The sequence below is a fragment of the Caballeronia pedi genome, assembly GCF_001544915.2.
GTDB lineage: Bacteria > Pseudomonadota > Gammaproteobacteria > Burkholderiales > Burkholderiaceae > Caballeronia > Caballeronia pedi.
Genome location: NZ_FCOE02000002.1, coordinates 434,561 through 447,325 on the forward strand (window position 1 = coordinate 434,561; position 12,765 = coordinate 447,325).

The 12,765-nt window shown below is 63.6% G+C and carries 12 protein-coding genes; 10 read left to right on the forward strand and 2 right to left on the reverse strand.

The features are described 5' to 3' along the window. Positions 1-77 precede the first annotated feature (77 nt). Genes AWB80_RS04545 through AWB80_RS04570 form a run of 6 tightly spaced genes read left to right on the forward strand, consistent with a single transcriptional unit; the run spans position 78 to position 6,181 of the window. On the forward strand, positions 78-938 hold the full coding sequence (locus tag AWB80_RS04545; protein ID WP_061173418.1) for a branched-chain amino acid ABC transporter permease: 861 nt from the start codon (positions 78-80) through the stop codon (positions 936-938). Further along, the gene (locus AWB80_RS04550) at positions 935-1,957 is read left to right on the forward strand and encodes a branched-chain amino acid ABC transporter permease (RefSeq protein ID WP_061173419.1); all 1,023 of its coding nucleotides are present in this window, start codon (positions 935-937) and stop codon (positions 1,955-1,957) included. The genes AWB80_RS04545 and AWB80_RS04550 overlap by 4 nt, the downstream gene beginning before the upstream one ends. Beyond that, positions 1,954-2,721 carry an ABC transporter ATP-binding protein gene (locus AWB80_RS04555; protein ID WP_061173420.1) on the forward strand — a complete coding sequence of 256 codons (768 nt, stop codon included), beginning with the start codon at positions 1,954-1,956 and terminating at the stop codon, positions 2,719-2,721. Before AWB80_RS04550 ends, AWB80_RS04555 begins: the two co-directional genes overlap by 4 nt. Continuing rightward, the gene (locus tag AWB80_RS04560) at positions 2,718-3,419 is read left to right on the forward strand and encodes an ABC transporter ATP-binding protein (RefSeq protein WP_061173421.1); all 702 of its coding nucleotides are present in this window, start codon (positions 2,718-2,720) and stop codon (positions 3,417-3,419) included. The genes AWB80_RS04555 and AWB80_RS04560 overlap by 4 nt, the downstream gene beginning before the upstream one ends. 36 nt (positions 3,420-3,455) lie before the next feature. After that, complete coding sequence (locus AWB80_RS04565) at positions 3,456-4,703, forward strand: Zn-dependent hydrolase (protein ID WP_061173422.1); 1,248 nt, start codon at positions 3,456-3,458, stop codon at positions 4,701-4,703. Then, positions 4,700-6,181, forward strand: coding sequence for a M81 family metallopeptidase (locus tag AWB80_RS04570; protein ID WP_061173423.1), 1,482 nt, complete (start codon positions 4,700-4,702; stop codon positions 6,179-6,181). Before AWB80_RS04565 ends, AWB80_RS04570 begins: the two co-directional genes overlap by 4 nt. Positions 6,182-6,205: 24 nt before the next feature. Here AWB80_RS04570 and AWB80_RS04575 read toward each other — a convergent pair whose 3' ends face one another. Continuing rightward, positions 6,206-7,027 (reverse strand): hypothetical protein, encoded by an 822-nt coding sequence (locus AWB80_RS04575; RefSeq protein ID WP_244206391.1) that lies wholly within the window; start codon positions 7,025-7,027, stop codon positions 6,206-6,208. Positions 7,028-7,186: 159 nt separating this feature from the next. Further along, positions 7,187-8,272: a tartrate dehydrogenase gene (locus tag AWB80_RS04580; protein ID WP_061173425.1), complete on the reverse strand. Its 1,086-nt coding sequence runs from the start codon at positions 8,270-8,272 to the stop codon at positions 7,187-7,189. A gap of 274 nt (positions 8,273-8,546) precedes the next feature. Here AWB80_RS04580 and AWB80_RS04585 point away from each other — a divergent pair, with 274 nt between their 5' ends. The 4 genes from AWB80_RS04585 to AWB80_RS04600 are packed head-to-tail and all read left to right on the forward strand — an operon-like array spanning position 8,547 to position 12,732. Continuing rightward, complete coding sequence (locus AWB80_RS04585) at positions 8,547-9,701, forward strand: efflux RND transporter periplasmic adaptor subunit (RefSeq protein ID WP_341866804.1); 1,155 nt, start codon at positions 8,547-8,549, stop codon at positions 9,699-9,701. A 1-nt stretch (position 9,702) separates the two neighbouring features. Next, positions 9,703-10,395: an ABC transporter ATP-binding protein gene (locus tag AWB80_RS04590; protein ID WP_061173427.1), complete on the forward strand. Its 693-nt coding sequence runs from the start codon at positions 9,703-9,705 to the stop codon at positions 10,393-10,395. A gap of 6 nt (positions 10,396-10,401) precedes the next feature. Then, complete coding sequence (locus tag AWB80_RS04595) at positions 10,402-11,556, forward strand: ABC transporter permease (protein ID WP_061173428.1); 1,155 nt, start codon at positions 10,402-10,404, stop codon at positions 11,554-11,556. Between the two features lie 9 nt (positions 11,557-11,565). Beyond that, positions 11,566-12,732 (forward strand): ABC transporter permease, encoded by a 1,167-nt coding sequence (locus AWB80_RS04600; RefSeq protein ID WP_061173429.1) that lies wholly within the window; start codon positions 11,566-11,568, stop codon positions 12,730-12,732. Positions 12,733-12,765 lie beyond the last annotated feature (33 nt).

Sequence of the window (12,765 nt, forward strand, 5' to 3'; positions counted from 1 at the left end):
ATGTTCTGACGCGCGCTGTTTTCATGCGAATGCAGGCAAGACTTGCATTCGCGCCGCCACTCTTCTGATGCAAGGCCATGAACGTTTATCTGTTGCAGGTCGTGAACGGCATCGGCGTGGGCATGCTGTATTTTCTGCTCGCGGTCGGGTTGTCGATCGTGTTCGGGCTGCTGCGCTTCGTGAACTTCGCGCACGGCGCTTTCTATCTGCTGGGCGCGTACTTCTGCTACCAGGCGATGCAGTGGTCCATGAACTTCTGGGCCGCGCTCGTCGTCGTGCCAGTCGTAGTCGGCGCGTGCGCGTGGATCGTCGAGAAAGCCGTGCTGCGGCACGTCTATGCGCAGCAGCACGAGTTCCATATTCTCGCGACGGTCGGGCTCGCGCTCGTGATACAGGAATGCGCGATCATCGCGTGGGGACCGCTCGGAGACAACGTTCCGGTCCCCGACATCCTGAATGGCGTCGTGATGTGGGGCAGCTTCATCTACCCGAAATACCGGCTCTTCGTGATGGCCTTTACGGCCGTGCTGGCGGGCATTCTGTGGTGGGTGCTCGAAGGCACGCGGCTGGGCAGCGCGGTGCGCGCGGGTAGCGAATCGAGCGAGATGGTGTCGCTGCTCGGCATCAACGTGACGCGCATCTTCAGTCTCGTCTTCGCGCTGGGCGCGGGCACGGCGGCACTCGCGGGCGTGCTCGCCGCGCCGATACGCGGTGTCGATCCCTTCATGGGCATCGAAGCGCTCGGCGTCGCGTTCGTCGTCGTCGTAGTGGGCGGAATGGGTAACTTTCTCGGCGCGCTCGTCGGCGGGTTGCTGGTGGGCATCGTGCAAAGCGTGATGAGCACGTTATGGCCCGAAGGCGCGCGTCTCATGATTTACGTCGCAATGGCTGCGGTGTTGCTGCTGCGTCCGAATGGATTGCTCGGGAGGACCGCGTGAACGCCAAACTGGATTCGAAAACACTGGACGTGAACGTGCCACCACGTTCGCACAGACATTCGTTGCATCGCTATCGCTTCCTGTTGCTCGCGGCCATCGTCGTGTGCATTCTGCCGATGACGATGCGTTCCGGATCGCTCGCAACCGAAGTGCTCGTCTATGCGCTCGCCGCGCTCGGCTGCAATCTGCTGCTCGGTCACACTGGCTTGCTGTCCTTCGGGCAAGGCATTTTCTTCGGCCTGGGAAGTTATAGCGCGGGTTTGATACTCACGAAGTCGGGGCTTCAGGTGCCTGCCGCGTTGCTCGGCGCGATCGTGATGGGTGCGATTGCCGCGGCGCTCGTCGGATGGTTCTCGATTCGTCAGCGCGGCGCGTACTTCGTGATGCTGACGCTGGCCTTCGGGCAGATGTTCTACTTTCTCGCCTACACGACGCCCGATCTCACCGGCGGCGACAACGGCCTGCTCGATATCCCGCGTCCCGCGTTGTCGATCTTCGGGCAACCGCTCGTGTCGATTGCATCGCCGTGGCAGTACTACGCGTTCGTCGCCGTGCTGTTTCTGATCGCGTTCTGGCTGATGCTGCGGGTGTCGCATTCGGTCTTCGGCCGCACGCTGCTCGCGATCCGCGACAACGAAGCGCGCGCCGCCGCCGTGGGCTACGACGTCAGACGCTTCAAGCTCGCCGCTTTCATCGTATCGGGCGCGGTGACGGGACTGGCCGGCGCACTGCACGCGATGATGACGGGCATCGCGCCGCTGTCGAACATCGACTATCACACGAGCGAGATGATTCTCGTGATGACGGTCATCGGCGGCACGGGCAATCTCTTTTCCTCCGTTCTCGGCGCGGCGTTCTACGTACTGTTCGCCGACTGGCTGTCGACGCTGTGGCCGCGCTGGCTGCTGTTGCTCGGGCTCGTATTGATTGCCGTGAGCCTCTTCATGCAGCGCGGTCTGTGGGGACTGGGAGAACGCATCTGGCGCGCGCTCAGGCGCGATCGGGGAGAGCCGGCATGAGCGCATCGATACTGGAAGCGAAGGGCGTCGCGAAACGCTATGGCAAGTTCGCGGCGCTGACGGATGTGAACCTGCGCATCGCGAAGAACACGGTGCATTCCGTGATCGGACCGAACGGCGCCGGAAAGACCACGCTGTTTCACGTGCTGACGGGCACGGTGCCGATCACGTCGGGCAATATCGTATTCGATGGCCGCGACGTGACGCATGAGCCTGATCATCGTCGTGTGAAGCGCGGCATCGCGCGCTCTTTTCAGGTGACGAGCCTGTTTGCGAATCTCTCCGTGCGCGAGAATCTGCGTCTCGCCGCACAAGGTGTCGACTCGAAACGCGCGCTCAATGCGTGGAGCCCGCCGCATGGCGTGCTCGAACATCGCGATACGGTCGATGGCATTCTCGAACGTCTCGCGCTGCAACGCTTCGCATCGACGCAAGCGAGCGCGCTGTCGCATGGTCAGCAACGACGCCTCGAAGTGGGCATGGCGCTCGCCGCGCGGCCAAAGGCCATCTTTCTCGACGAGCCGACATCGGGCATGGGCATCGACGATCTCGACAGCATGAAGCATCTGATACGCAGTCTGCGCGACGACTACACGGTCGTGCTGATCGAGCACAACATGGATATCGTGATGGACATCTCCGACACGATCACGGTCATGCAGCAAGGCCGTGTGCTGGTCGAAGGCAAGCCCGCCGATATTCGCGGCGACGAGCGCGTGCGCAGCGCTTATCTCGGCAACATGATTACCGGAGGCCGCGCATGATGCTCGACGTCAGAGACATTCACGGCTATTACGGCAAGAGCCATATTCTCCAGGGCGTGTCGCTGCAAATTGGCGAGGGCGAAACCGTCACGCTGCTCGGGCGCAACGGCGCGGGGAAATCGACGACGCTCAAAAGCATCGCGGGCGTCGTGACGCCGCAACGGGGCAGCGTGAAGTTCAAGGGCGCGGAGCTTGCGAAGCTGCCGCCTCACAAGATCGCTGCGCGCGGCGTGTGTTTCGTGCCCGAGCATCGCGGCATCTTCAAGCTGCTCTCGGTCGAAGAGAATTTGCGGCTCGGCGCGCGCAAGGATTCGCCGTGGCAACTCGCGGATATCTATCGCATCTTTCCGCGTTTGAAAGAGCGGCGCACGAACGGCGGCGGTCAGCTTTCCGGCGGCGAACAACAGATGCTCGCGATCGGCCGCGCGCTGATGAATCATCCGCGCCTTCTGATGCTCGATGAACCGGTGGAAGGACTCGCGCCCGTGATCGTCGAAGAGATCGTCGCGCAGTTGAAGCTGATTCGCAAAGCGGGCGTGGCGATTCTGCTCGTCGAACAGAATCTCGAAGTGTGCACGCAGCTTGCGGATCGCCATTACATCATCGAGCAGGGGCGCATCGTGTATGAAGGCGCAAATGATGCGTTCATCGCCGATGAATCGATCAAGGATCGTTATCTCGGTGTCGGCGTCGTCTGAACATCGATCAGCAACACTCAAGCTCAGGAACCTCGAATGCAAGCTCATGATATGCCGGCGCATGCCGGATTGCGCATCGATGGTGCGCGTCTCTGGAACAGTCTGATGGAACTCGCGCGCATCGGCGCGACGGAGAAGGGCGGCGTATGCCGTCTTGCGCTCACGGAACTCGACAGGCAAGGCCGGGATCTGTTCGTCGCGTGGGCGAAGCAGATCGGCTGCACGGTGCGCGTCGATGCGATCGGCAATATCTTTGCGCGTCGCGCGGGCACGCGGGACGATCTCCCGCCAGTCGTGACCGGCAGCCATATCGACACGCAGCCGACCGGCGGCAAGTTCGACGGCAACTATGGCGTTCTGGCGGGTCTCGAAGTATTGCGCACGCTGAACGACAACGACGTGCGTACCGCTGCGCCGCTCGAAGTCGCGGTCTGGACCAATGAGGAAGGCTCGCGCTTCGTACCGGTGATGATGGGCTCTGGCGTGTTCGCGGGCGCGTTCACGCTCGATCACGCGCTTGAGCAGGCGGATCGCGAAGGCGTGTCCGTGCGCGATGCGCTCGCGGCGATCGGCTATGCGGGCGAACGCGTTCCCGCGCATGACGTGGGCGCGTATTTCGAAGCGCACATCGAACAGGGACCGGTGCTAGAAGCGAACGACAAGGTGATCGGCGTCGTGCAGGGCGCGCTCGGCCAGCGCTGGTACGACGTGACCATCGACGGCATGGAAGCGCACGCGGGTCCGACACCGATGGAACTGCGGCGCGACGCACTGCTCGTCGCCGCTGACCTGATCCGCACGGTCAACCGCATCGCGCTCGATCACGCGCCGCATGGACGGGGCACGGTAGGCTGGATGAACGTGCATCCGAACTCGCGCAACGTGATTCCGGGGCGCGTGAAGCTGACGGTCGACTTGCGCGCCGCCGACGATGCGACGCTGCTCGAAATGGACCGCGCGTTGCGCGAGGCATGCGCTCAGGCGGACTTGCCGGTCACGGTAGACGAAGTTGTCTACTTTGCGCCGCAACCGTTCGATGCCTCACTGGTCGCTTCGGTGCGCGAGAGTGCGGGCACGCTCGGCTTCACGTCGATGGATGTCGTGAGCGGCGCGGGACACGACGCGGTGTATCTCGCGCGCGTGGCGCCGGCCGCGATGATCTTCGTGCCGTGCAAGGATGGCATCAGTCACAACGAGATCGAGGATGCACGTTCCGATCATCTCGAAGCGGGCTGCAACGTGCTGCTGCAAGTGATGCTGCGCGCGGCGGGAGAAGCGGCATGAAGTTTCTCATCGCGCGGATGAATCACGAAACCAATACCTTCTCGCCTGTCGCGACGCCGCTCGAAGCGTTCGGACGCGACGGCCCCTGTTATGGCGACGATGCGTATCGCGAGAACGCCGGCATGCGCACGGCGATGTCCGCGTTCATCGATGCGGCGAAGCGCGAACACGCGGAGATCGTCACGCCGATATCGGCATCGGCGAATCCGAGCGGGCGCGTGGCTGCCGCCGCTTACGACGCGATCTGCCACTCGATCGTCGATGCTGCGCACGGCTGCGATGCGGTGATGCTCGATCTGCATGGCGCGATGGTGGCGGAAAATTCACCCGACGGTGAAGGCGATCTGCTCGAACGCGTGCGACGCGCGCTGCCGCACGCGCCCATCGCCGTATCGCTCGATCTGCATGCGAACGTCACGCAGAAGATTATCGACAACGCGGATGTGATAACGAGCTTCAAAACGTATCCGCATGTCGACATGTACGAGAGCGGCGAGCATGCGGCGCGGCTGCTGCTCGATCTCATTCATGGCGATGCGAAGCCCGTGATCGCATGGGCGCAGCCGCCGTTGCTCACGCATACGCTCAGAAGTTCGACCGCCGATGGCGCGATGAAACGCGCCGTCGATGCCGCTCGCGCTGCCGAACGCGAAGATGGCGTGCTGGCCGTGTCGGTGCTGTCGGGCTTCTCGCTTGCCGATATCGCTGCGCCTTGCATCAGCGTCGTTGTGGTCGCAAACGGAGAGCGCACGAAGGCGCAGGAAATCGCGGATCGCATCGCCCGGCAGATCTGGGCCGAGCGTGACGAGTTCGTCTATCGAAGCGCGCCGCTCGCGCAGTCGATCAGCGAAGGTGCGGCGCTCGCGCGCGAAACCGACAAGCCCGTATTGCTGCTCGATCACGGCGACAACTGCATGTCAGGGGGAACCTGCGATACCACGGACGCGCTCGAAGAGGCGTTGAAGCAAGGACTCGAGGGCATCGTCGTCGGACCGTTGTGCGATCCCGAAGCGGTGGCGAAGCTCTTCGAAGCAGGCGAGGGCGCGACGGTCACGATCGGCATCGGCAACAAGCTCGCGAGCGTGGCCTCGCGCGGCAAGCCGCCGCTCGACGTGACGGGCGTCGTGCGCGCGTTGACCGATGGCGAGTACATCATCAGCGGGCCGACCTACACGGGACAGCGCGCATACATGGGGCGCGCGGCCGTGCTCGAAACGGCGGCGGCGCGCATCCTCGTGACGGAGCGCACGCACGAGCCGTGGGATCTGGGCGTGTTCGAGAGCGTGGGTATCGATCCGCGTGGCGCGCGGTTTCTGATCCTCAAGTCGCGCATGTATTGCCGTCCCGTGTTCGTGCCGATCGCGGGCGGGCTCGTCGAGTGCGACAGCCGCGGCGTCACGAGTTCCGATTACGGACTCTTTTCGTTCGAAAACCTCAGCCGGCCTGTATACCCACTGGATTCGGACATCGAGTATTGATCGAGCGAGGACGCGGCGCGCCTGCTATTTCACGAGGCGCAGCCGCTTCGTGACGATCGTGCCTTCCTTTCGATCGATGAGCCACGCGGCATCGATGCTTCCATTCAGCGTAGATGTCCTGCGTGTGATGTCGGTGGGTTCTTCGTCGGTGGGCGCGCTGTGCTCGATATCTTCCATCAGATAGGGCGGCGCGAGGGTGCAGATCAGCACGATGGCGAAGTCGTCGTTGCCGTGTTCGTGATCGAAGTGCGGCAGCAGCGCGCGGCCTTGTATCGTGGTCTTGTTGCCGCCGCCCGCCTTCAATTGAATGACGTCGACGGTCTGAAGAAATCCCTTCGCCTTCGCCTCGGGCGCGACGACGAGCTTGCGGCCGCTTTGTCCCTTCACTGTCTGCTTGAGCAGAATGGCGCCGGGATCTTCCGGCGCCGCCAGCGAGACGTTCACGGTAAGCACTTTCTTCTTCGACAGATAGCGCACGCCGTATGAAACCGGAATGACGAAGGTGAACGTGCGGTCGGTCTGCGCGCGGGGTTGGCTCGCACCCGAAGGCGCGGACGCGGCTTGCTCGGATTTGCGCAACGGATGCGCCAGGAATGAGCGCACACGGCTCGTGATCGACGAGGACTGGCTCGGCGCGGGACGACCCGCGAGCGCATCGCGGACGTGTTCGGGATCGTCGCCGGTGAAGTTCGGCGGAAGGGCGTCGACGGACATGATCGCCGGCGTCGATGCACCGCTCGCCGCATGGCTCGCGGACGGCGCGGCCGCGAATGCGGGCGCCGACCCGCATAGCAGCATGAAGGTCAGACATAGCGCGGCGCTGCTTCGATGTTTCGATGAATCCACCTGCCACTCCTGGCGCATGAAGCCGGGTCACGATGAAGTGGCTATCTTAAAGCGAAGCGCGCGGATCGGCATCTTGCATGCGTGATTATGAATTCAATCGATTCACGCAGGTTCCTCGATGTTCCAGCCGCGCCAAACGCGGCCGGATTCCCAATCCCATCAAGCCGCAGCCGCCTCCACACGCTCGACGAACGCGCACACCGCCGCCGTCACTTGCGCGGTCGTCGCCTTGCCGCCGAGATCGCCGGTGTGCAACGACGGATCAGCCGTCACCGCCTCGACCGCGGCCATCACGCGCTTCGCGGCTTCGAACTCGCCGAGATGTTCGAGCAGCATCGCGACCGACCAGAACGTGCCGATCGGATTGGCGAGACCCTTGCCCATGATGTCGAACGCTGAGCCGTGAATCGGCTCGAACATCGACGGATAGCGGCGTTCCGGATCGATATTGCCCGTCGGCGCGATGCCGAGGCTGCCCGCGAGCGCCGCGGCCAGATCGCTCAGGATGTCCGCATGCAGGTTGGTCGCGACGATGGTGTCGAGCGTCGCCGGACGATTGACCATGCGCGCGGTGGCCGCATCGACCAGTTCCTTGTCCCACTTCACGTCCGGGAATTCCTTCGAGATCTCCAGCGCGACCTCGTCCCACATGACCATCGCGTGACGCTGCGCGTTGCTCTTCGTGATGACGGTCAGCAGCTTGCGGGGACGCGACTGCGCGAGTTTGAATGCAAAACGCATAATGCGTTCGACACCGGCGCGCGTGAGGATCGAGACATCGGTCGCGGCTTCGATCGGATGACCCTGATGCACGCGGCCGCCGACGCCCGAATATTCGCCTTCCGAGTTCTCGCGCACGATCACCCAGTTCAGGTCTTCGCGCTCGCAGCGCTTGAGCGGCCCGTCGATGCCCGGCAGGATGCGCGTCGGGCGTACGTTTGCGTACTGGTCGAGGCCCTGGCAGATCTTCAGACGCAGGCCCCACAAAGTGATGTGATCGGGCACGTCCGGATCGCCGGCGGAACCGAAGAGGATCGCGTCTTTATCGCGGATCGCATCGAGACCATCGTCGGGCATCATCACGCCGTGCTGACGGTAGTAATCCGCACCCCAGTCGAAATTCTCGAAATCGAATGCAAAATTTTGCGTGCTGCGTGCCAGCGCTTCGAGAACTTGCCGGCCCGCGGGCACGACTTCCTTGCCGATGCCGTCGCCGGGAATGGTAGCGATGCGATATGTCTTCATGTCTCGTCTCCGTCTTCGATGTGTCGGGCGCTCTTCAGCGTGAGGCCACTTTACCCAACTTCCGGCGTGGAAACCGGCGTCTAACTCAAAGCATCTTTAACTTATTTTCACAAGTGAGCGGCGGGTGAGGATCGTCGCGCGTGAGGATCGCGGCGCTATACTGAGCTTCCTTTCACTCCAGCCCCGATCCGCGGAGCCTCTCGCGGCGCACGTCCACAAATTGGCTGAACACGACCTAGAAAAACTCAAAATCGACCGGGGACCGTCCGCCGCCATGCCGCGACGCCGGCGCAACTGGCTTCGTTACGTCATCATCGCCGCGATTCTGCTCGCGCTCGTCGCCGTGGCGCTTCGTCTCACCGGCGCGCAAGCGGTGGAGACGGCCACCGTCACTTCGGTTTATCCGTCGCAGAGTTACACGCTGCTCAACGCCACCGGCTATGTCGTGCCGCAGCGCAAGGCGGCGGTCGCGTCGAAGGGGCAGGGACGCGTCGAATGGCTCGGCGTGCTCGAAGGCACGGTGGTGAAGGAAGGCCAGATCATCGCGCGGCTGGAGAGCAACGACGTCGCCGCTTCGCTTGCACAGGCGCAGGCGCAGGTAAAGGTCGCGCGCGCCAATCTGGAATTGCAACGCGCCGAGATAAAAAACGCCGAAGTCGATCTGCGGCGCTTCAAGATTCTCGCCCCGCAGGGCGCGATACCGGCGACGCAGTACGACGCCGCGCTCGCCCGCTTCGACAAGGCGCAGGCGTCCATCAACAGCGACCAGGCGGCGATCGTCGCCGCGCTCGCCAATGCGCAGGCCGCGCAAGTGGCCGTCGATCAGACGGTGATCCGCGCGCCCTTCGACGGCGTCGTGCTCGAAAAACACGCGAACGTGGGCGACAACATCACGCCGTTTTCGTCGGCGTCGGACAGCAAGGGCGCGGTGGTCACCATCGCGGATATGAAGACGCTCGAAGTCGAAGCCGATGTCGCCGAATCGAACATCTCGCGCATCGCCGTCGAGCAGCCGTGCGAAATCCAGCTCGATGCGCTGCCCGACGTGCGTTTCGCGGGCCGCGTATCGCGCATCGTGCCGACGGTCGATCGCTCCAAGGCCACCGTGCTCGTGAAAGTGCGCTTCGTCGAGCGCGACGCGCGCGTGCTGCCCGAGATGTCCGCGAAGGTCGCGTTTCTCTCGAAGCCCGTGCCGCCCGAGGAGAAGAAGGCGGTTGTCGCGGTGCAGCCCAGCGCGGTCGTGACGCGTGATGGCAAGAAGGTGGTCTACGCGATCGAGCACGACACCGCGCGCGAAGTGCCGGTGACGACGGGCGAGCGCATCGGCGATCTTCTCGCCGTGCAGGGCGTGAAGCCCGGCGACGTGCTCGTGCTGTCGCCCGGCGACAAGATCAAGGACGGCGCCAAGGTCACCTTGGCGAAGAAATAGCGTGAGCGCGCCGACTCTGGTGGAAATCAGCCACGTTGCGAAGTCGTATCGGCGTGGCGCGCAGACGGTGCCGGTGCTGACCGACATCACGCTGTCCATCGCGCAAGGGAATTTCGTCGCGTTGATGGGGCCGTCCGGTTCCGGCAAGAGCACGCTGCTCAATCTGATCGCGGGCATCGACCGGCCCGACAGTGGCGAGCTGCGCGTAGGCGGCCTCGATATCACGCGCCTGCCCGAAGCCGCGCTCGCGGACTGGCGCGCGGCGAATGTCGGCTTCATCTTCCAGTTCTATAACCTGATGCCGGTGTTGTCCGCGTTCGAGAACGTCGAGTTGCCGCTGATGCTCACGCGTCTCTCACGCCACGAACGGCGCGAGCGTGTCGCGATGGTGCTCGACATGGTCAACATGGCCGACCGCATGAGCCATTATCCGTCGGAGCTGTCGGGCGGGCAGCAGCAGCGCGTCGCGATCGCGCGGGCGCTGATTACCGATCCGACGCTGATCGTCGCCGACGAACCGACCGGCGATCTCGACCGCAACTCCGCCGCCGATGTCCTCGCGATGCTCCAACGTCTCAACGACAAGCTCGGCAAGACCATCATCATGGTGACGCACGACGCGCACGCGGCCGGTGCTGCGAAGGCGCTCGTGCATCTGGAGAAGGGAGAGCTCATCGATGGCACCACGCCCTGAGTCGCCATGTTCGTGCTCAAGCTGATCCTGCGCAACGCGCTGCGTCACAAGCTGCGCACCACGCTGACGGTGCTCGGCCTCACCATCGCCGTGCTCGCCTACGGCCTGCTGCATACGGTCGTGGATGCGTGGTACGCGGGCGCATCGGCGGCGTCGAACGCGCGGCTCGTCACGCGCAACGCGATCTCCCTCGTGTTTCCGCTGCCGCTCGCGTACGAGAATCGCATTCGCGGCGTCGACGGCGTGACGCTCGTCGCGCGCTCGAACTGGTTCGGCGGCGTCTATCGCGATCCGAAGAACTTCTTCGCGCAGTTCGCCGTGTCGGACAACTATCTCGATCTGTATCCCGAGTTCATCGTCTCCGAGCAGGCGCGCGCGGACTATCGGCGCGATCGCAAGGGCGCGCTCATCGGCCGGCAGCTCGCGGACCAATACGGCTTCAAGGTCGGCGACGTCATTCCCCTCAAGGGCACGATCTATCCGGGAACGTGGGACTTCGTCGTGCGCGGCATCATGGAAGGGCGCGACGAATCGACCATCACGCGGCAACTCATCTTTCACTATGACTATCTGAACGAGACGATCCGCAAGACGACCAAACGCACTGTCGATCAGGTCGGCGTGTACGTGGTCGGCATCAAGGATCCGGACGAAGCCGCGATCGTCTCGCGCAACATCGACAACGTCTTCAAAAACTCGCTCGCCGAAACGCTCACCGAAACGGAGCAGGCGTTTCAACTCGGCTTCGTCGCGATGTCGAATCAGATCATCGCGGCGATACGCGTGGTGTCCTACGTAGTGATCCTTATCATCATGGCCGTGATGGCGAACGCGATGGCCATGAGCGCGCGCGAGCGCACCACCGAATACGCGACCCTGAAGGCGCTCGGCTTCGGTCCGGGCTTCCTCTCGATGCTCGTATTCGGCGAATCGTTCGCGATCTGCGCGATCGGCGGCGGCATCGGCATTCTGGCTACGCCGCCCGCCGCCGAAGTCTTCAAGCACGCGACGGGCGGCGTGTTCCCGGTCTTCATGGTGTCGCACGAGACCATGCTGTTGCAGGCCGCGTGCGCCTTCGCGGTCGCGATGGCGGCGGCGATCGTGCCGGCGGTGCAGGCGAGCCGCGTGCGCATCGTCGAAGGCCTGCGGGCGATCGGCTGAGGACGCGCAATGGCCATTCCCGTTTCCTACGTCGCACGCAATCTCTGGGCGCGCCGTCTCACGACGATGCTGACCGCAGGCGGCCTCGCGCTCGTCGTGTTCGTGTTCGCGACCGTGCTGATGCTCGATGCCGGCCTCAAGAAGACGCTCGTCTCCACCGGCGAGCGCGACAACGTGGTCGTGATCCGCAAGGGCGCGGAAACGGAGATTCAGAGCGCGATCGACCGCAATCAGGCGAACGTGATGGAGATGCATCCGTCGGTCGCGATGAACGGCGACGGCGCGCCGCTCGCATCGAAGGAAACCGTGGTGCTGATCTCGCTCACCAAGCTCGCCACGAACACGCCCGCGAACGTGGTGATTCGCGGTGTCTCGCCGATGGGCGTCGAATTGCGTCCCCAAGTGAAGCTCACGGCGGGGCGCATGTTCAGGCGCGGGTCGTCGGAGATCATCGTCGGCAGCAGCATCGCGAAGGGTTTCGGCGGCACGCGCATCGGCGATCATCTGCGGTTCGCGCAGCGCGACTGGACGGTGGTCGGCCACTTCGATGCCGGCGGCAGCGGCTTCGATTCGGAAATCTGGGGCGACGTCGACCAGTTGATGCAGTCGTTCCGCCGCACGAGCTATTCGTCGATGGTCGTACGGCTCGCGCGCAGCGATGCGTTCGAGCGCTTCAAAGCCGATATCGACGTGGACCCGCGCCTCGCTGACGAAGCCAAGCGCGAGCAGGTCTTTTACGGCGATCAGTCGAAGGCGCTATCGACCTTCATCAATATTCTCGGCATCACGCTGTCGAGCATCTTCTCGGTCGCGGCGATGATCGGCGCGATGATCACGATGTACGCGTCGGTGGCGAATCGCGTCGCGGAAATCGGAACGTTGCGCGCGCTCGGCTTCAAGCGCTTCGACGTGCTCGGCGCGTTCCTGCTCGAAGCGTTGTTGCTCGGGCTCGTCGGCGGGGTGGCGGGGCTGGGTTGCGCCGCGCTCATGCAGTTCGCCTCGTTCTCGACGACCAATTTTCAGACGTTTGCGGATCTCTCGTTTCGCTTCATTCTGACGCCTTCGGTGGTCGCGCAGACGCTCGGGTTTTCGCTCGTGATGGGATTGGTTGGCGGTTTCCTGCCGGCGTTGCGGGCTTCCAGGATGAATATCGTCGAGGCGTTGCGGGCGCGATGATTCGATTTCGTCGAACGGTCGGTGCTGAACTAT